Source organism: Pseudomonas sp. JH-2 (genome assembly GCF_036231725.1).
GTDB classification, from domain to species: domain Bacteria; phylum Pseudomonadota; class Gammaproteobacteria; order Pseudomonadales; family Pseudomonadaceae; genus Pseudomonas; species Pseudomonas delhiensis.
In genome coordinates this window covers 134,330-151,270 of sequence record NZ_JAZAQP010000002.1, presented here as the reverse complement: position 1 = coordinate 151,270, position 16,941 = coordinate 134,330, and the positions used below count along the sequence as shown (strand labels likewise).

Sequence of the window (16,941 nt, the reverse complement as noted above, 5' to 3'; positions counted from 1 at the left end):
GGGCTTCGCAACACTGAAAAGCAGGCCTGGCGCGGCCTGGCTCATTTAATCGCTATTGTCGTCGATACCCATCTCGGGCCCCAGGGACAGCAGTCGAGCAGTGTTTCAGCCTCGGTCGAACAACCCCGGAGAACTGGCAGCATCCGCAAAGCGATAACCCATTGCCCTGTAGCCGTCCTCACGCTTGTTCCACATCCGAAGTAAAGCCGGGTGCCCTGCATCCACGAAGTCGATGATGCGGACATCGGCCTTGTCTGCATGCTCACGATGCAGCCGTCCCGCATACTGCTGAAGCGTCCCCTTCCAGGAGATCGGCATTGCCAGTACCAGGGTATCCAGCGCGGGATGATCGAAGCCCTCCCCTATCAGTTTTCCGGTAGCCAGGATGACTCGTGGTGCGTCGTTGGGCAGCGCGGCCAGGCTTTCCATCAGCGCAGTGCGTTGCTTCCTGGAAAGCCGTCCATGCAATGTGAACAGGTCCTTGATCTGCGCAGACAATCTTTCTTCGATGGCGCTGAGATGGTCCGTTCGCTCCGTCAGCACCAGGACCTTTCTGCCCTCCTCGAAGGCGGCGTTCACCGCGGCCACGATTCTTTCCGTTCTATCCGTATCCCTGGCGACCTGCTGGAACACGTCCTGGATACCCGAGCCTTCAGGCATGGCGATGGGTTGGGATAACCATTTCGGTATCACCAACAGATCGGCCGGTGCGCTTTCGGGACGGGTCGCCGTATGTCGTATTGGCCCGCATTGCATGAAGATGATCGGTTGTTGTCCATCTCGGCGTACCGGTGTGGCTGTCAGGCCCAACACGTATTTGGCGCGAGCGGTCTTGAGGATGGATTCGAAGGAAAAGGCCGATAGGTGATGGCATTCATCCACGATGACTTGCCCATACTGTTTCACCTGCTCGTTGACTTCGCCCTGGCGGGACAGTGATTGCATCACGGCCACATCGATGATGCCGGTGGGCTTTGCCTTGCCGCCGCCGATGCTGCCGACAATGCCCTTGCCTACGCCAAGGAAAGTCTGCAGGCGTTCTCTCCACTGCTGCAGCAACTCCGTCCTGTGCACCAGGACCAGCGTATTCACCCCCCGCCTGGCGATCAGGGCCGCCGCTGTGACGGTCTTGCCGAATGCGGTGGGGGCGCAGAGAACCCCCGTTTCGTGTTCCAGAACGGCTTCGAGTGCCGCTTCCTGATCAGGGCGCAACCTTCCTGCGAAGTTGGCCGCGATCGGCTCCCCTTGATAGCGCTCGTCGTGGAGTACCAGGCCGATGGCATTCTCCTGCAGCAGTGTCCGCACTTCATCGAGGCAACCGCGAGGCAAGGCGATGTGCTGGGGAAAATTCTCTGCGCAGCCGATGATCCGAGGCTTGTTCCATACCGGCAAACGCATGGCTTGGGCCTTGTAGAATTCGGGATTCTGAAAGGCTGCAAGCCTGATGAGCTTGTTGGCCAACGGCTGGGGGAGTTCTGCTTTCTCGAAATAGAGCTGGTTGGCCTGGGTTGCATTGATAGACGTCGGCAGGGGGCCGGTCAGTTTTCGGGATGTTATCGAGGCGGGGTGCCAGGGTTTGCGATCCTCCTCGTCCGTGACTTCGATGACGTCCAACGGATGACGCCCGCCCGTGGCCTGTTGCATGGTGAGGGCAATATCCTGAACCGGCATTGGCTGAATGCTGGCCAGGAATGCCCATTGATCCGGGTAGGGCGTCAGCGTCTCATCGACGAATATGCTTCCACCCAATGCGCGGGCCTTCTTCTGCAAAGGCAATGCGATCAGGTTGCCGAAGCCACCCTTGGGCATGCTGTCCTGGTTCGGAAACAGTCGGTCGTAGGACGTCAACGCCAACTGGCGGGTGCGCTCGCAGGTGTGGCTGATGACCGCCGAACCCAGCTGCCGTGCCTCGTATGCAGGAACGTTGTGCTCGAAGAATATCCAGGCGTGCGCACCCTTGCCTGAGCGCGAGATCTCCAGAGCCACTGGAATATTCAGCTCATGACAGGATTGAGCGAACGCCGTGGCATCGTCTCGCCAATCGGCTTCGTCGAAATCCACGGCGAGGAAGTAACAGGTGTCATCCGGCAGCAGCGGGTATATGCCTATGACGATCTCCCCCGCCAGGTGCCTGTAGAGCACCTGATCGGTCAAGGGAATCAGTTGTCGATGGGAGCAGTCGCCGCATTTGATCCTGGGTTTCTGGCATACGCCAGGCCGCCACTCGTTGGCGCAGGCAGGTGAGTAGCCGGACTTGCCTGCCTTGCTTTCCCAGCGCAAGGCAAATACATCGGTCCTGCCTCGGAATAGCCGCTTGAAGAGCGCGAGCTTGGCGTTCGTATCGAGAGGATTTATCGGCCTGGGTGTATGGGCCGGTTGTTTCCCGGCGTCGCGCCAGTCGATGCCATGGGCTTCCAGTAGTCCGATCAGACGGGCGTTCTCCGCCCGCAAACGTTCCAGCAGTTCTGTGTCACTCACCACAAAAGACAACCTTTATTTCAAACCCTTCTAGCCGCCTGGATCGCCACACCGGCAATGCCGCGGCAAGACCAACATAAAGCCAAATGGTCTGGCCGTGAATTTTCTCCGGCTCTGCCTTCTCCTCTCCAATCTCTATTCAGGATTCAGGGGAAACTCAGAACCCCCCACCCGGCCGCAACGGAAAGACCGCCTCGGGATAACCGGCATCTTCGGGAATGCACAGATGGCGGATGCCGCCGATGTCCTCCAGCCAGGGTTGCACGCTGCGCCGCGGGCGTTGGCGGGCCATGGCCAGGGCCTGGGCGAGGTTGTCGATGCCCAGCAGCAGGCGCAGGTTCTGCGCGGTGACGAAGACCAGGCTGTGGCGGCCCGCTTCGCCTTCCTCCAGGGCGCGCTGCGGATTGATCCACAGCGAGTCCACCGCCTCGCCGCCATCGTGCAGGGCGGCCTGTCCGGCCGGGGCGGCGGCGATGAAGAAGCGGGTGTCGAAGCGCTTGTCGAGGAAGGCCGGGGTGACCCAGTGGGCGAAGGGTTCCAGCTGGTCGATGGCGAGGAGCAGGGACTCCTCTTCCAGCAGTTCCAGGAAGCGCCTGGCGTCGCCCTGGATGTGGCGCTGCCAGCGAGCCTTCAGCTCGGCGAGGGCGGCACCGTCGAGCAGCCCTTCGCAGCCTTGCCGGCGGGCCAGGAGAATGCCGCTTTCCTCGAAGAGTTCGCGCAGCCCCGCCACGCGGAAACGCAGTTCGTCGTCGTCCAGGCTATCGGCGCCCAGGCAGTGCTGGCGGAACCGGGCGTGGCCGTCGGCGTCTTCCAGTTTGCCGCCGGGGAACACCAGGGCGCCGCCGCAGAAGGCCACCTGGGGGTTACGCTGCAGCATGAAGACTTCCAGCTCGTCGCCCTCCTCCGCTTCACGCAGGAGCAGGATGGAGGTGGCTGGACGCGGTTCGATCGGGGACATGGCGAGCGCTCTTCCCTGGGGCCTGCCTTTGAGCTTATAGGCCGCCAGGGACGCGCGTGGAGGGCGTATCGGACAAAAAACAGGGGACGGGTGCCGTGACGCCCGATCGTGCGCCAGAAACGAAAACAGGGCCCATTGGGCCCTGTCCTCTACAGCCTGGCTATCCGGCTCAGGCCACGTCGGCCTTGGGCGCTGCCTGTGCCGGCAGCTCGCCCATCTCGCGCAGGGTCCGGGCCACCCATTCCTCGGCGCGCTGGTTGAGTTCGGCGATGGCGCGCGGGCCTTCGCCTTCGGCATGCATCAGCGGGCCGATCGCCACCTCGATGGTGCCCGGGTACTTGGCCCAGCCGTTCTTCGGCCAGCAGTGGCCTGCGTTGTGGGCGATGGGCAGCACCGGCAGGCCGGCATTCACCGCCAGGGCCGCGCCGCCGCGGGAGAACTTGCCCAGCTCGCCGGTGGGGATGCGCGTGCCCTCCGGGAAGATCAGCACCCAGGCACCCTGCTGCAGGCGCTCGTGGCCCTGCTTGGCGAGCTGCTTGAGGGCCAGCTTGGGCTGGCTGCGGTCGATGGCGATGGGCCTGAGCAGGGCCAGGGCCCAGCCGAAGAAGGGCACGAACAGCAGTTCGCGCTTGAGTACCTGGCTCAGCGGTTCGAAATAGCCGGAGAGGAAGAAGGTCTCCCAGGTGCTCTGGTGCTTGGAGAGGATCACGCAGGGCTTCTGCGGGATGTTTTCCAGGCCGCTGAGGCGGTAGCGCACGCCGACCATGTGCCAGGCCAGCCAGACGGCGAAGCGGCACCAGCGCTGGACCACGAAGCGGTAGCGCGCGCGGAACGGCAGGAAGGGCGCGATCAGCAGGCTGAGGGTGCCCCAGAGGAAGGCGCTGGCCGACAGCAGCAGGTAGAAGAGAACGGTTCTGATGGCCTGCACTGTCGACATGGTCAGCGGGTCCTTAGGGCAAGAGGTGGGAGGCGACGGCGGCCAGGTCATCGAAGACCAGCGTGCCTTCGGGCAGCGCCTTGGCCAGGGTGCGTTCGCCCTTGCCGGTCTTCACCAGCACGGGCTGACAATCGACGGCCAGGGCGGCTTCCAGGTCACCCCGGGTGTCGCCGACGAACCAGACGCCCTTGAGCGAAACGTCGTAGTACGCGGCGATCTGCCTGAGCATACCCGGCTTCGGCTTGCGGCACTCGCAGCCTTCGTCGGGTCCATGGGGGCAATGGACGATCAGCCCCAGTTCGCCGCCCTGCTCCGCCACCAGCTCGCGCAGGCGCGCGTGCATGTTTTCCAGGGTGGCGAGGTCGTAGTAGCCGCGGGCGATGCCGGACTGGTTGGTGGCCACCGCTACCGTCCAGCCGGCCCGGCTCAGGCGGGCGATGGCGGCGATGGCGCCGGGAAGCGGAATCCACTCGTCGAGGGATTTGATGTACGCGTCGGAGTCCTGGTTGATGACACCGTCGCGGTCGAGGATCAGTAGTTTCATGTTCAGGCTACAGGCTGCAAGCCACAGGCTGCAGGCCGGGCTGCATCACCTGCAGCCTGGGGCCTGAAGCCTGTAGCCACTGGGCGTCAGCCCAGCAGGGAAATGTCGGCGACGCCGAGGAACAGGCCGCGCAGCTTCGCCAGCAGGGCGTAGCGGTTGGCGCGCACGGCGCTGTCGTCGGCGTTGACCAGGACTTCCTCGAAGAAGGCGTCCACCGGCGCGCGCAGGGCCGCCAGGCGGGCCAGGGCGGCGCGGTAGTCGCGAGCCTGGGCCAGCGGAGCCACTTCGCCTTCGGCGTTCGCCACGGCGCTGCCGAGCGCCTTCTCGGCGGCCTCGTTGAGCAGGCCGGCGTTGACGCTCGCCGGCACCTCGCCCTCGGCCTTGGCCAGGATGTTCGACACGCGCTTGTTGGCGGCGGCCAGGGCCTCGGCTTCGGGCAACTGACGGAAGGCCTGCACGGCCTGCACGCGCTGGTCGAAGTCCAGCGGCGCGGTCGGCGTCAGGGCGCGCACGGCCTGGTACACGGCGACGTCGACGCCTTCGTCCTCGTAGCGCGCGCGCAGGCGGTCGAAGATGAAGTCCTGGACCTGGGCGGCCAGGCCCTCGGCCTTGACCTTGTCGCCGTACTGGCCGACGGCGAAGGCGATGGCCTCGCCCAGGTCGAGGTCGAGCTGCTTCTCGATGAGGATGCGCAGCACGCCCAGGGCGGCACGGCGCAGGGCGTACGGGTCCTTGCTGCCGGTGGGCAGCATGCCGATGCCGAAGATGCCGACCAGGGTGTCGAGCTTGTCGGCCACCGCCACCGCGGCGCCGGTCAGGGTGCTCGGCAGCTCGGCGCCGGCGCCGCGCGGCATGTACTGCTCGTTCAGCGCCAGGGCGACATCCTTGGCCTCGCCGCCGGCGGTGGCGTAGTAGTAGCCGGCGATGCCCTGCATTTCCGGGAACTCGCCGACCATCTCGGTGGCCAGGTCGCACTTGGAGAGGATGCCGGCGCGCGCGGCGTTCTTCGCGTCACCGCCAATGCGCTCGGCGATGAAGGCGGCCAGGGCGGACACTCGCTCGGCCTTGTCGAACACGGTGCCGAGCTGGGCCTGGAACACCACGTTCTTCAGGCGCTCGTTGAAGGCCTCCAGCGGCTGCTTCTGGTCCTGCTTGAAGAAGAACTCGGCGTCGGTCAGGCGCGGGCGCACGACCTTCTCGTTGCCCGAGACGATGTGCTCGGGCGCCTTGCTCTGCACGTTGGCCACGGTGATGAAGCGCGGCAGCAGCTTGCCGTTGGCGTCCAGCAGGCAGAAGTACTTCTGGTTGTCCTGCATGGTGGTGATCAGCGCTTCCTGGGGAACGGCGAGGAAGCGTTCCTCGAAGGAGCAGACCAGAGGCACCGGCCATTCGACCAGGGCGGTCACTTCGTCCAGCAGGGCCGGCGGCACGATGGCGGTGCCCTGCTGCTCGGCGGCCAGCTCGGCGACGCGCTTGGCGATGATCTCGCGGCGCTCGGCGAAGTCGGCCAGCACGTGGGCGCTGCGCAGGTCTTCCAGGTAGTTGGCGGGGCTGGAGATCAGCACGTTATCCGGGTTGTGGAAGCGGTGACCACGGGATTCGCGGCCGGCCTTCCGGGTGAGGATTTCGCAGTCCACCACCTCGCTGCCGAAGAGCATCACCAGCCACTGGGTCGGGCGCACGAACTCTTCGCGGCGCGCGGCCCAGCGCATGCGCTTGGGAATCGGCAGCTCGTTCAGCGAGGCTTCGACGATGCCCGGCAGCAGGCCGACGGCCGGCTGGCCGGCGATGGTCTGGCTGAACTTCAGCTTGGGGCCGCTCTTGTCGATCTGCTCCAGGTCCACGCCGCACTTCTTGGCGAAGCCGAGGGCGGCCTGAGTGGGGTTGCCGCTGGCGTCGAAGGCGGCCTGCACGGGCGGGCCGTCGAGGTTGACGGTACGGTCGGGCTGCTGCACGGCGAGTTGGTCGATCTGCACCGCCAGGCGGCGCGGCGCGGCGTAGCAGCGGGCGGCGGAGTAGCCCAGGCCGGCGGCCTTCAGGCCCTTCTCGATGCCGGCCAGGAAGGCTTCACCGAGGCTCTTCAGGGCTTTGGGCGGCAGCTCTTCGGTGCCCAGTTCGACGAGGAAATCCTTCGCGCTCATTATTCGGCCTCCTTCAGCTTGGCCAGTACTTCGTCACGCAATTCGGGTGTGGCCATGGGGAAGCCCAGGCGCGCGCGCGCCTGCAGGTAGCTCTGCGCCACGGCGCGGGCCAGGGTGCGCACGCGCAGGATGTAGCGCTGGCGCTCGGTCACCGAGATGGCCCGGCGCGCGTCCAGCAGGTTGAAGGTGTGCGAGGCCTTGAGCACCATCTCGTAGGTCGGCAGCGGCAGCTGCAGCTCGATCAGGCGGTTGGCTTCGCTTTCGTAGAAGTCGAACAGCTCGAACAGCTTCTCGACGTTGGCGTGCTCGAAGTTGTAGGTCGACTGCTCCACTTCGTTCTGGTGGAACACGTCGCCGTAGGTGACCTTGCCGAACGGGCCGTCGGCCCACACCAGGTCGTACACCGAGTCGACGCCCTGGATGTACATGGCCAGGCGCTCCAGGCCGTAGGTGATCTCGCCGGTGACCGGGTAGCACTCGATGCCGCCGACCTGCTGGAAGTAGGTGAACTGGGTCACCTCCATGCCGTTCAGCCAGATTTCCCAGCCCAGGCCCCAGGCGCCGAGGGTCGGCGATTCCCAGTTGTCCTCGACGAAGCGGATGTCGTGCACCAGCGGGTCGATGCCGATGGCCTGCAGCGAACCCAGGTAGAGCTCCTGGAAGTTCTCCGGGTTGGGCTTGAGCACCACCTGGAACTGGTAGTAGTGCTGCAGGCGGTTCGGGTTCTCGCCATAGCGGCCGTCGGTTGGCCGGCGGCTGGGCTGCACGTAGGCGGCGTTCCAGGTCTCCGGGCCGATGGCGCGCAGGAAGGTGGCGGTATGGAAGGTGCCGGCGCCAACTTCCATGTCGTAGGGCTGCAGCACCACGCAGCCCTGGTCGGCCCAGTACTGTTGCAGGGCGAGGATCAGGTCCTGGAAGGTGCGCACGGCGGGCGTAGTCTGGCTCACGAATTTCACCTGTGCTGGGTATGCGACGAAAACCCCGCAGTATACCCGAAGCCGCGTGCCGCTTGGGGTGCGCGCACGTTTTCGGATGAATTCGCAAACGGCGGGAAGTGGGTATTTGACTGTATCTTCATACAGTGTTCCGGCTATAGTGGGACCTCCCTTCGCCCCGTCAGGACGACCGCCATGCCCCGCTGCTTCTGGTGCAACGACGACCCGCTGTACATCGCCTACCACGACACCGAGTGGGGCGTGCCGCAGAGGAACCCCCAGGCGCTGTTCGAGATGCTGGTGCTGGAGGGCGCCCAGGCCGGGCTGTCGTGGATCACCGTGTTGCGCAAGCGCGAGCGCTACCGCGAGGTGCTGTTCGGCTTCGACCCCCAGCGCCTGGCGCGCATGAGCGACGAGGAGATCGAGCAGCGCATGCAGGACCCGGGCATCATCCGCAACCTGGCCAAGCTCAGGGCTGCGCGGCAGAACGCCCAAGCCTGGCTGGCGCTGCCCGAGCCGGTGGAATTCCTCTGGTCGTTCGTCGGTGGCCGGCCGAAGGTCAACCGCTTCAGCGGCCGCGGCGACGTGCCGGCGGTGACGCCCGAAGCCGAAGCCATGAGCCGCGCGCTGAAGAAGGCCGGCTTCACCTTCGTCGGGCCGACCATCTGCTACGCCTTCATGCAGGCCACGGGGATGGTGATGGACCATACCCTCGATTGCGATCGTCACGCGGAGCTGTCCTGATCGCGGATGGAGTTCGTAGCACCGTAGGGCGTATAACCGTTCGCGGTTATACGCCGTTTCACCTAGCTCATGCTCGGCTTCGCGGTTGAGCTCGGAGCACTCGGAAAGAGGTGCTCCGTGGTCAGACCCGGAGCAGCCTTGGACCAAGGCCAAACGGCGGATAACGCCGTAGGCGTTATGCGCCCTACGGTGGATTCAAGCTGTTTCTATCGCCCCCATTGCCGCGCGCCTTTCGCCTTCGCCCATGCCCGCTGGTTAGAATGTGCGCATTCGGCTGAAGGAGCATTCCGTGGAGAAATTCAAAGGTGCCTTGGTGGTGGGCGGGCTGCGTCTGTTCGCCATGCTGCCCTGGCGGGCGGTGCAGGGGCTGGGGGCCGCCATTGGCTGGCTGATGTGGAAGTTGCCCAACCGCTCCCGCGAGGTGGCGCGCATCAACATCTCGCACTGCTTCCCCGAGCTGTCCGCCGCGGAGCTGGACAAGCTGGTGGGGCGCAGCCTGATGGACATCGGCAGGACCCTCACCGAGAGCGCCTGCGCCTGGATCTGGCCGCCGCAGAAGTCGCTGCAGTACATCCGCGAGGTGGAAGGCATGGAGGTGCTGGAAGAGGCCCTGGCCTCCGGCGACGGCCTGGTCGGCATCACCAGCCACCTGGGCAACTGGGAAGTGCTCAACCACTTCTACTGCTCCTACGCCAAGCCGATCATCTTCTACCGCCCGCCGAAGCTGAAGGCGGTGGACGAACTGCTGAAGAAGCAGCGCGTGCAGCTGGGCAACCGCGTGGCGCCGTCCACCCCGGAAGGCATCATGAGCGTGATCAAGGAAGTGAAGCGCGGCGGCTGCGTCGGCATTCCCTGCGACCCGGAGCCGGACCTGGGCTCGGGGCTGTTCGTGCCCTACCTGGGCACCACCGCGCTGACCAGCAAGTTCGTGCCGTCCCTGCTGTCGCGCGGCAAGGCCCGCGGGGTGTTCTTCCACGCGGTGCGCCTGCCCGACGGCAGCGGCTACAAGGTGATCCTCGAGGCCGCGCCGGCGGACATGTACGACAAGAACATGGAAGTCTCGGTCGCCGCCCTGAGCCGCGAGCTGGCCCGCTACGTGCGCGACTACCCCAGCCAGTACATGTGGACCATGAAGCGCTTCAAGAAACGCCCCGAAGGCGAAGCCAAGTGGTACTGAGCTGAGGGATGCCAGCATGTGGGGACTACCGACCACCGCCACCGCGCCCTTCTGCCCTTCCGAGGTCAGGGGCAGCGTCGTCGTTTCGCCCAGCGCGCCGCTGTGGAAGCGCATCCTGCAGTTCGCCGGGCCCGGCCTGCTGGTCTCCATCGGCTACATGGACCCGGGCAACTGGGCCACGGCCATCGAGGCCGGTTCCGGCTTCGGCTACCAGCTGCTCTACGTGGTTCTGCTGTCGAGCCTGGCCGGCATGGTCCTGCAGTGCCTGGCCATGCGCCTGGGCATCGTCACCGGGCAGGACCTGGCGCAGCTCTCGCGGCAGCGCTACAGCCCGGCCATGGCCAAGGTGCAGTGGCTGCTGGCGGAGTTGTCGATCGTCGCCACGGACCTGGCCGAAGTGCTCGGCTGCGCCCTGGCCTTCCACCTGCTGCTGGGCGTGAACCTCACCGGCGGCATCCTCCTCACCGCTCTCGACACCCTGATCGTCCTCGGCCTCAAGGGCCAGCGCTTCCGCCACCTGGAGGCGATCATGCTGGGGTTGATCATCACCATCAGCGCCTGCTACGTGGTCGAGCTGGTGCTGATCAAGCCGTACTGGCCGGACGTCGCCGCCGGCTTCGTGCCCAGCCTGGACACCCTCGGCCAGCGCGAGCCGCTGTACCTGGCCATCGGCATCCTCGGCGCCACCGTGATGCCGCACAACCTCTACCTGCACTCCTCCATCGTGCAGACCCGCGCGGTGGCCGGCAGCCAGGGCAAGGCCTCGGCGATCCGCCTGGCGCGGCTGGACACCGTGGTCTCGCTGAGCCTGGCGCTGCTGATCAACGCCGCCATCCTGATCCTCGCCGCCGCTGCCTTCCACGAGACCGGGCATTCCGACGTCACCGAGATCCAGGACGCCTACCGCCTGCTCGAACCCCTGGTCGGCGCCGGCCTGGCCGCCATACTGTTCGGCGTGGCGCTGCTCGCCTCCGGGCAGAGTTCCACCTTCACCGGCACCATCGCCGGCCAGGTGATCATGGAAGGCTTCCTGCAGATGAAGATCCCCTGCTGGCAGCGTCGCCTGATCACCCGCGCCCTGGCGCTGATCCCGGCGCTGCTGGGGGTGATGCTGATGGGCGACAGGGCGGTGGGCAAGCTGCTGGTGTTCAGCCAGGTGGTGCTCAGCCTGCAACTGCCCTTCGCGCTCTGGCCGCTGATCCGCTTCACCGGCGACCGCGCGCTGATGGGCGAGTTCGTCAACCGCTGGCCGACCCGCGCGCTGGCCTGGCTGCTCTTCGTCGTCATCAGCGGCGCCAACCTCTGGCTGCTGGGGCAACTGGCCGCTTGACCGGCGGCGGCGGATCGGGCCGACTATGCCGCTGACATTCCGGACGGATGCCGAGCATGGCGAATCAGAGGCAGTACCCGCGTACCCCGATGAAGTGCAGGATCAAGATCGTCCACGCGAGCTTCGGCGAGGTCATCGGCCACACCCGTGACCTCTCCGACGGCGGTGTCTACGTGCGCCACGCGGCGCTGGCCGCGCTCCCTCCCGGCACCCGCGTGCAGGGCCAGGTGCAGGACCTGCCCATGGAAGCGCCGGTGCTGCAGATGGAAGTCATGCGCACCGACGCCGAGGGCGCCGGCCTGCGTTTCGTCGACTCCGACTGAGGTTCGCCGCGCCCAGGCTTGCCGCCGGCCCCGGCTGGGCCGTATATTCCGCCGCCAAGACGTTAATGATAATACTTATCAATTGAGCGGATGGGCGGCCCATGTCGGCGGCAACTGGCGCGAAGGAATCCCTGCAGCAGCTCTACCTCGACCACCATGGCTGGCTGCACGGCTGGCTGCGGCGGCGCCTGGGCGACCGCGAGCGTGCCGCCGACATCGCCCATGACACCTTCCTGCGCCTGCTGGTCTCCGGCCGCTACCCGGCCCGCCAGGAAGGCCGCAGCTACCTGGTGCAGATCGCCCGCAACCTGGTGGTCGACCAGTGGCGCCGGCAGCGCATCGAACAGGCCTACCTGGACAGCATCGCCCAGCTGCCCGAGCCGGAAACCCCGTCGCTGGAAACCCGCGCCATCATCGTCGAAACCCTACTGCGTATCGACGCCATGCTCGAGCGCATGCCCGCCAAGGTGCGCGCGGCCTTCCTCATGTCGCAGTTCGAGGGGCTGAGCTACGCGCAGATCGCCGAGCGCCTGGGGGTGAGCCTCAGCTCGGTGCAGAAGTACATGATCCGCGCCATCCAGGCCTGCTACCAGGTGCTCTACGAAGCATGAAACGCCCAGCCGAAGCGCCGGTGGCCCCGGCCGTGGTCGAACGCGCCAGCGAGTGGCTGATGCTGCACTGGGGCGGCGAGCTGGACACCGACCAGCACGCGGCCTTCGCCGCCTGGCATGCCGCCGACCCCGAGCACCGCCGCGCCTGGCAGCGCCTGCAGCAGTTGCAGGGCACCCTGGCCAGCGTGCCCGCCGCCACCGCCCGCCAGGTGCTGGGCGAGCTGCCGGACCGCCGCCGCCGCGACCTGCTGAAGACGCTCGGCCTGCTGCTGGCCGCCGGCGGCAGCGCCTACCTGGCCGGCGACCTGCCCTGGCGCGAGACCTTCGCCGACCAGCGCACCGCCAAGGGCGAACGCCGCCACCTGCGCCTGGCCGATGGCAGCCAGCTGGACCTGAACAGCGACAGCGCCGTGGACATCCGCTTCGACGCCAGCCAGCGGCGCATCTGCCTGCTGGCCGGGGAAATCCTCTGCCAGGCCGTGCAGGAGGCGCGGCCGCTGGTGGTCGAGACCGCCGCCGGCGACATCCGCACCCGCGGCGCGCGCTTCGCCGTGCGCGAACTGGACGGCGGCAGCCGCGTCGACCTCTACCAGGGGCAGCTCGATATCCTGCCGCGGCATGCCGCCGCCGTGCGCCTGCAGGCCGGCCAGCGCCTGTGGTTCAACGCCGAGGGCATCGGTGCGCTGCAGGCCGCCGACGGCAACGCCAGCGCCTGGAGCGAAGGCCGGCTGATCGCCGAGCGCCAGCCGCTGGGGCAGTTCCTCACCGAACTGGGGCGCCACCGCTCCGGCCTGCTGCGCTGCGCCGAGGATGCCGCCGGGCTGCTGCTCACCGGCGTGTTCCCGCTGGCCGACACCGGCCGTGTGCTCGCCGCCCTGGAGCGCAGCCTGCCGGTGCGGGTGAGCTACCGCACCCGCTACTGGGTGACGGTGGAACGCCGCGCCTGACTCGCCGCCAACGGTTCATCGAAAAAAACTCCAGCGGCGCTTGTCGGTTTCGCCGGCTCGTCCGGGATACCTCTTGAACCCCCTGCAGAGCCCTGCCCAAGAGGAACCTCCCGCAATGCCCAGAATGCCCCTCGCCCGCCTGGCCGCCGCCCTGCGCCCCGGCACCTTCGCCGCCGCGCTGGCCGTCACCCCTCTGCTCTGCCCGCCGGCCTGGGCGGCCGAGGCGCAGCAGCAGTACGCCATTCCCGCCGGCGGCCTGGACCAGGCCCTGAACCGCTTCGCCAGCCAGGCCGGGGTGTTGCTCTCGGTGGACGCCAACCTCACCGCCGGCAAGCGCAGCCCCGGGCTGCAGGGCAGCTACCCGGTGGAAACCGCCCTGGGCCGCCTGCTCGAAGGCACCGGCCTGCAGGCCGAGCGCCAGTCCGACGGCAGCTACACCCTGGCGCCACGGCCCGACGCGGCGCTGAAGATGGACGACACCGTGGTCTCGGAGTTCGCCCCCGACGCGCCCAGCGAGGCCACCCGCGCCTACACCACTGGCGCCAGCAGCACCGCCACCGGCCTCGGCCTGTCCCTGCGTGAGACGCCGCAATCGGTGAGCGTGATGACCCGCCAGCGCATCGCCGACCAGGGCCTGCACAGCCTCACCGACGTGCTGGAGCAGACCCCCGGCATCTCGGTGCAGCACTACGACAGCGAGCGCTTCAACATCTGGTCGCGCGGCTACACGGTGGACAGCTTCCAGTACGACGGCGTGCCCACCACCCTGATCCCCAGCACCACCGCCACGCCGCAGAGCCTGTCGGACATGGCCATCTACGACCGGGTGGAAGTGCTGCGCGGCGCCAGCGGGCTGATGACCGGCGCCGGCGACCCTTCCGGCACGGTCAACCTGGTGCGCAAGAAACCCACCGCCGAGTTCCAGGGTTACGTCAGCGCCGGCCTCGGCTCCTGGGACCTGTACCGCACCGAGGCGGACGTCTCCGGGCCGCTGACCGACAACGGCCGGCTGCGCGGGCGCAGTGTCATCGCCTACCAGCAGAACAACAGCTACGTCGACCACTACCAGCAGGAAAAGCAGGTCTACTACGGCATCCTCGAGGCCGACCTGAGCGACAGCACCCTGCTCACCTTCGGCGTCGACTACCAGAAGTACGCGCCCCGCGGCGTTTCCTACGGCAGCTTCCCGATCTTCTACAGCGACGGCAGCCAGACCGACTTCTCCCGCTCCTTCAACCCGGCCTCGCGCTGGAGCCACCGCGACCAGGACACCCTGAGCACCTTCTACACCCTGGAACAGCGCCTGGCCGGCGACTGGTCGCTGAAACTCGCGCTGAACCAGCTCTACAGCACCCGCGACCTGTCCCTGGCCTCGGCCAGTTGGGGCTACCCGGACAAAGTGACCGGCGACGGCCTGCGCCTGTACGGCGGCGACGGTAGCGGCTGGCAGAAGCAGACCGGCGTCGACCTGATGGCCAAGGGGCCGTTCCAGCTGCTGGGCCGCGAGCACGAACTGGTGCTCGGCTACAGCTGGTCGAAGTACGAGGACCACAACGACCCCGACCTCGACGACCTCGAAGGCCGCGAGGTGAACATCTACACCTGGGACAACCGCACGCCGCGCCCGGTGTCCGAGGGCCCGCTGATGGACAACGACACCCTGATCTACCAGCAGGGCGTCTACCTGGCCACCCGCCTGCGCCCCACCGACGCCCTGTCGGTGATCCTCGGCGCCCGCGCCAGCGACTACAAGTACAGCTACTCGCTGGACTACGTGGTGCCCGCGTTCGCCGACTTCAGCAGCACCACGCGCATGCGCGAGAGCGGCCAGGTGACGCCCTACGCCGGCGTGGTCTACGACCTCAGCGAGCAGCATTCGGTGTACGCCAGCTACACCAGCATCTTCCGCCCGCAGAGCGAGCGCGACCGCAGCGGCCGGCCGCTGGACCCGCGCGAAGGCGACAACTACGAAGTGGGCCTGAAGAGCGAGTTCTTCGACGGCCGCCTGAACACCAGCATCGCCTACTACGAGATCAAGCAGGACAACCTGGCCGAGGCCGACCCCGGGCAGATCGTCGTGGGCACCCTCGACGAACCCGCCTACCGCGCCGTGCAGGGCGCCAGGACCAAGGGCTTCGACCTGGAGGCCGGCGGCGAGCTGGCGCCGGGCTGGAACCTCACCGCCAGCTACAGCCACAGCGTCACCAAGGACGCCGAGGGCGAGCGCATCAACACGGTGGCGCCGGCGGAGATGTTCAAGCTGTGGACCACCTACCGCCTGCCCGGCGCCTGGAACCGCCTGACCGTCGGCGGCGGCGCCAACTGGCAGAGCGGCATCCACTTCACCGACACGCCCTGGGACCTGGGCAAGACGGCCAAGGCCAGGCAGGAGCAGTACACGGTGGTCGACCTGATGGCGCGCTACCAGCTCAGCGAGCAGCTGTCGACGACGCTCAACGTCAACAACCTGTTCGACAAGAAGTACCTGAGCGCGCTGGATACCACCTTCTACGGCGGCTACTACGGCGAGCCGCGCAATCTGTTGGTCAGTGCGGAGTATCGGTTCTGATACCGCGGGCCTGGCCCGCGAAATCGCGCGCAGGGCGCGCTCCTACATGGGGGCTCGGCTTTTCGTAGGAGCGAGCTTGCTCGCGAAGGGTGTTCCGTCGGCAGGAATTGGCAGGGGGCCAAAGAACGCCCTCTCCCTAACCCTCTCCCTGAAGGGAGAGGGGACCGTTGGGCAGACGCTGATGTTCTGGAGTCAGCCGGCTAGCACAGGGACTGCCGGCTGAAACCATTCCTTTTCTCGGCACGGACAAGCCCCCTCTCCCTTCAGGGCGGGGCGCGCAGCCGAGGGCTGGGGAGAGGGAGCGGAGCTGAGCCAACACACTGACATCACAGTTGAGCCCTGTTCGCGAGCAAGAGCTAGGCGCCCCCTCGCTCCTACAAAAACCAGCCCCCTCAACTCGCCTCGTTCACCGCACTGAGGAAACACCGCGTCCGCTCGTGCTGCGGGTGGCCGAACAGCTGTTCCGGGGTGCCCTGCTCCAGGATGTTGCCCTGGTGGAAGAAGCACACCCGGTCGGCGAACTCGCGGGCGAAGCCCATCTGGTGGGTGACCATCAGCATGGTCAGGTTGTGCTCGGTGCCGAGCCGGCGCACCACGTTGAGCACCTCGCCGCACAGCTCCGGGTCCAGCGCCGAGGTCACCTCGTCGAACAGCATCACCTTCGGCCGCATGGCCAGGGCGCGGGCGATGGCCACGCGCTGCTGCTGGCCGCCGGAGAGCTGCGAGGGGTAGTGCTCCAGCTTGTTGCCCAGGCCGACCATCTCCAGCAGCTCCACCGCGCGCTCGCGGGCCTCGTCGCGGCGCATGCCCAGCACCTGCACCGGCGCTTCCATCACGTTCTTCAGGGCGCTCATGTGGGGGAACAGGTTGAAGCTCTGGAACACCATGCCGATCTTGCCGCGCACGCGGCGCACGTGGGCCTCCGAGGCGCGCACCGGCTCGCCGTTGCGCAACTGGTGGGTGAGCGGGTCGCCGTCCACCTCGATCACCCCGCTGTCGATGCCCTCCAGGGTCATCAGGGCGCGCAGCAGGGTCGACTTGCCGGAGCCGCTGGGGCCGATGATGGCGACCTTCTCGTTGGCGCCCACCTCCAGGTCCAGGTGGTTCAGCACGGTGAAGCTGCCGTAGCTCTTGCACACATCGCGGAAGCGCACCATCGGCTGGGCGGTCTGTGCCCGCGGGGCCTCGTCGGCCAGCGGCCGGGTGGTCATGGACAGGACGGTCATGGGGTTTCCTCCGGTGGGCGC

14 protein-coding genes are annotated in these 16,941 nt (G+C 67.1%); 7 read left to right on the top strand and 7 right to left on the bottom strand.

The window, feature by feature from the left end:
* Nucleotides 1-105: 105 nt before the first annotated feature.
* The 6 genes from VV867_RS02190 to glyQ form a co-directional block, all read right to left on the bottom strand.
* Entirely contained in the window at nt 106-2,478 is a 2,373-nt protein-coding gene (locus VV867_RS02190) for a TOTE conflict system archaeo-eukaryotic primase domain-containing protein (protein WP_328565527.1), read from the bottom strand.
* Nucleotides 2,479-2,635: 157 nt separating this feature from the next.
* Nucleotides 2,636-3,436, bottom strand: a complete 801-nt coding sequence (locus tag VV867_RS02185) for an NUDIX hydrolase (protein WP_328565526.1) — start codon at nt 3,434-3,436, stop codon at nt 2,636-2,638.
* A gap of 169 nt (nt 3,437-3,605) precedes the next feature.
* The gene (locus VV867_RS02180) at nt 3,606-4,373 is read right to left on the bottom strand and encodes a lysophospholipid acyltransferase family protein (RefSeq protein ID WP_109935344.1); all 768 of its coding nucleotides are present in this window, start codon (nt 4,371-4,373) and stop codon (nt 3,606-3,608) included.
* A gap of 13 nt (nt 4,374-4,386) precedes the next feature.
* Entirely contained in the window at nt 4,387-4,923 is a 537-nt protein-coding gene (gmhB, locus tag VV867_RS02175) for a D-glycero-beta-D-manno-heptose 1,7-bisphosphate 7-phosphatase (protein WP_328565577.1), read from the bottom strand.
* An 80-nt stretch (nt 4,924-5,003) separates the two neighbouring features.
* On the bottom strand, nt 5,004-7,058 hold the full coding sequence (gene glyS / locus VV867_RS02170; RefSeq protein WP_328565525.1) for a glycine--tRNA ligase subunit beta: 2,055 nt from the start codon (nt 7,056-7,058) through the stop codon (nt 5,004-5,006).
* A complete protein-coding gene (gene glyQ / locus VV867_RS02165; RefSeq protein WP_109935347.1) occupies nt 7,058-8,005 on the bottom strand; it encodes a glycine--tRNA ligase subunit alpha in 948 nt (315 codons plus the stop codon). Before glyQ ends, glyS begins: the two co-directional genes overlap by 1 nt.
* 183 nt (nt 8,006-8,188) lie before the next feature.
* Between glyQ and VV867_RS02160 the strand changes: the two genes are divergently transcribed.
* From VV867_RS02160 to VV867_RS02130, 7 genes are all read left to right on the top strand, one after another.
* Nucleotides 8,189-8,737 carry a DNA-3-methyladenine glycosylase I gene (locus VV867_RS02160; protein WP_275628146.1) on the top strand — a complete coding sequence of 183 codons (549 nt, stop codon included), beginning with the start codon at nt 8,189-8,191 and terminating at the stop codon, nt 8,735-8,737.
* Nucleotides 8,738-9,026: 289 nt separating this feature from the next.
* On the top strand, nt 9,027-9,914 hold the full coding sequence (locus VV867_RS02155; RefSeq protein WP_089392576.1) for a lysophospholipid acyltransferase: 888 nt from the start codon (nt 9,027-9,029) through the stop codon (nt 9,912-9,914).
* Between the two features lie 16 nt (nt 9,915-9,930).
* Nucleotides 9,931-11,244, top strand: a complete 1,314-nt coding sequence (locus tag VV867_RS02150; RefSeq protein WP_328565524.1) for an Nramp family divalent metal transporter — start codon at nt 9,931-9,933, stop codon at nt 11,242-11,244.
* Between the two features lie 56 nt (nt 11,245-11,300).
* On the top strand, nt 11,301-11,567 hold the full coding sequence (locus VV867_RS02145) for a PilZ domain-containing protein (RefSeq protein ID WP_089392578.1): 267 nt from the start codon (nt 11,301-11,303) through the stop codon (nt 11,565-11,567).
* Between the two features lie 101 nt (nt 11,568-11,668).
* Nucleotides 11,669-12,178 (top strand): sigma-70 family RNA polymerase sigma factor, encoded by a 510-nt coding sequence (locus VV867_RS02140; protein ID WP_109935350.1) that lies wholly within the window; start codon nt 11,669-11,671, stop codon nt 12,176-12,178.
* Nucleotides 12,175-13,125 (top strand): FecR domain-containing protein, encoded by a 951-nt coding sequence (locus tag VV867_RS02135; protein WP_109935351.1) that lies wholly within the window; start codon nt 12,175-12,177, stop codon nt 13,123-13,125. Before VV867_RS02140 ends, VV867_RS02135 begins: the two co-directional genes overlap by 4 nt.
* Nucleotides 13,126-13,240: 115 nt before the next feature.
* On the top strand, nt 13,241-15,694 hold the full coding sequence (locus VV867_RS02130) for a TonB-dependent siderophore receptor (RefSeq protein ID WP_328565523.1): 2,454 nt from the start codon (nt 13,241-13,243) through the stop codon (nt 15,692-15,694).
* Between the two features lie 392 nt (nt 15,695-16,086).
* Here the strand turns inward: VV867_RS02130 and ehuA are convergent, their stop codons facing one another.
* Nucleotides 16,087-16,920 (bottom strand): ectoine/hydroxyectoine ABC transporter ATP-binding protein EhuA, encoded by an 834-nt coding sequence (gene ehuA, locus VV867_RS02125; protein WP_275630553.1) that lies wholly within the window; start codon nt 16,918-16,920, stop codon nt 16,087-16,089.
* Nucleotides 16,921-16,941 lie beyond the last annotated feature (21 nt).

What these genes read in the sequence shown, in the direction of transcription:
- VV867_RS02130 (WP_328565523.1), top strand. Translation starts at nt 13,241, where the DNA reads ATGCCCAGAATGCCCCTCGCCCGCCTGGCCGCCGCCCTGCGCCCCGGC.
- VV867_RS02145 (WP_089392578.1), top strand. Translation starts at nt 11,301, where the DNA reads ATGGCGAATCAGAGGCAGTACCCGCGTACCCCGATGAAGTGCAGGATC.
- VV867_RS02135 (WP_109935351.1), top strand. Translation starts at nt 12,175, where the DNA reads ATGAAACGCCCAGCCGAAGCGCCGGTGGCCCCGGCCGTGGTCGAACGC.
- VV867_RS02160 (WP_275628146.1), top strand. Translation starts at nt 8,189, where the DNA reads ATGCCCCGCTGCTTCTGGTGCAACGACGACCCGCTGTACATCGCCTAC.
- VV867_RS02185 (WP_328565526.1), bottom strand. Translation starts at nt 3,436, where the DNA reads ATGTCCCCGATCGAACCGCGTCCAGCCACCTCCATCCTGCTCCTGCGT.
- ehuA (WP_275630553.1), bottom strand. Translation starts at nt 16,920, where the DNA reads ATGACCGTCCTGTCCATGACCACCCGGCCGCTGGCCGACGAGGCCCCG.
- glyS (WP_328565525.1), bottom strand. Translation starts at nt 7,058, where the DNA reads ATGAGCGCGAAGGATTTCCTCGTCGAACTGGGCACCGAAGAGCTGCCG.
- VV867_RS02140 (WP_109935350.1), top strand. Translation starts at nt 11,669, where the DNA reads ATGTCGGCGGCAACTGGCGCGAAGGAATCCCTGCAGCAGCTCTACCTC.
- VV867_RS02180 (WP_109935344.1), bottom strand. Translation starts at nt 4,373, where the DNA reads ATGTCGACAGTGCAGGCCATCAGAACCGTTCTCTTCTACCTGCTGCTG.
- VV867_RS02150 (WP_328565524.1), top strand. Translation starts at nt 9,931, where the DNA reads ATGTGGGGACTACCGACCACCGCCACCGCGCCCTTCTGCCCTTCCGAG.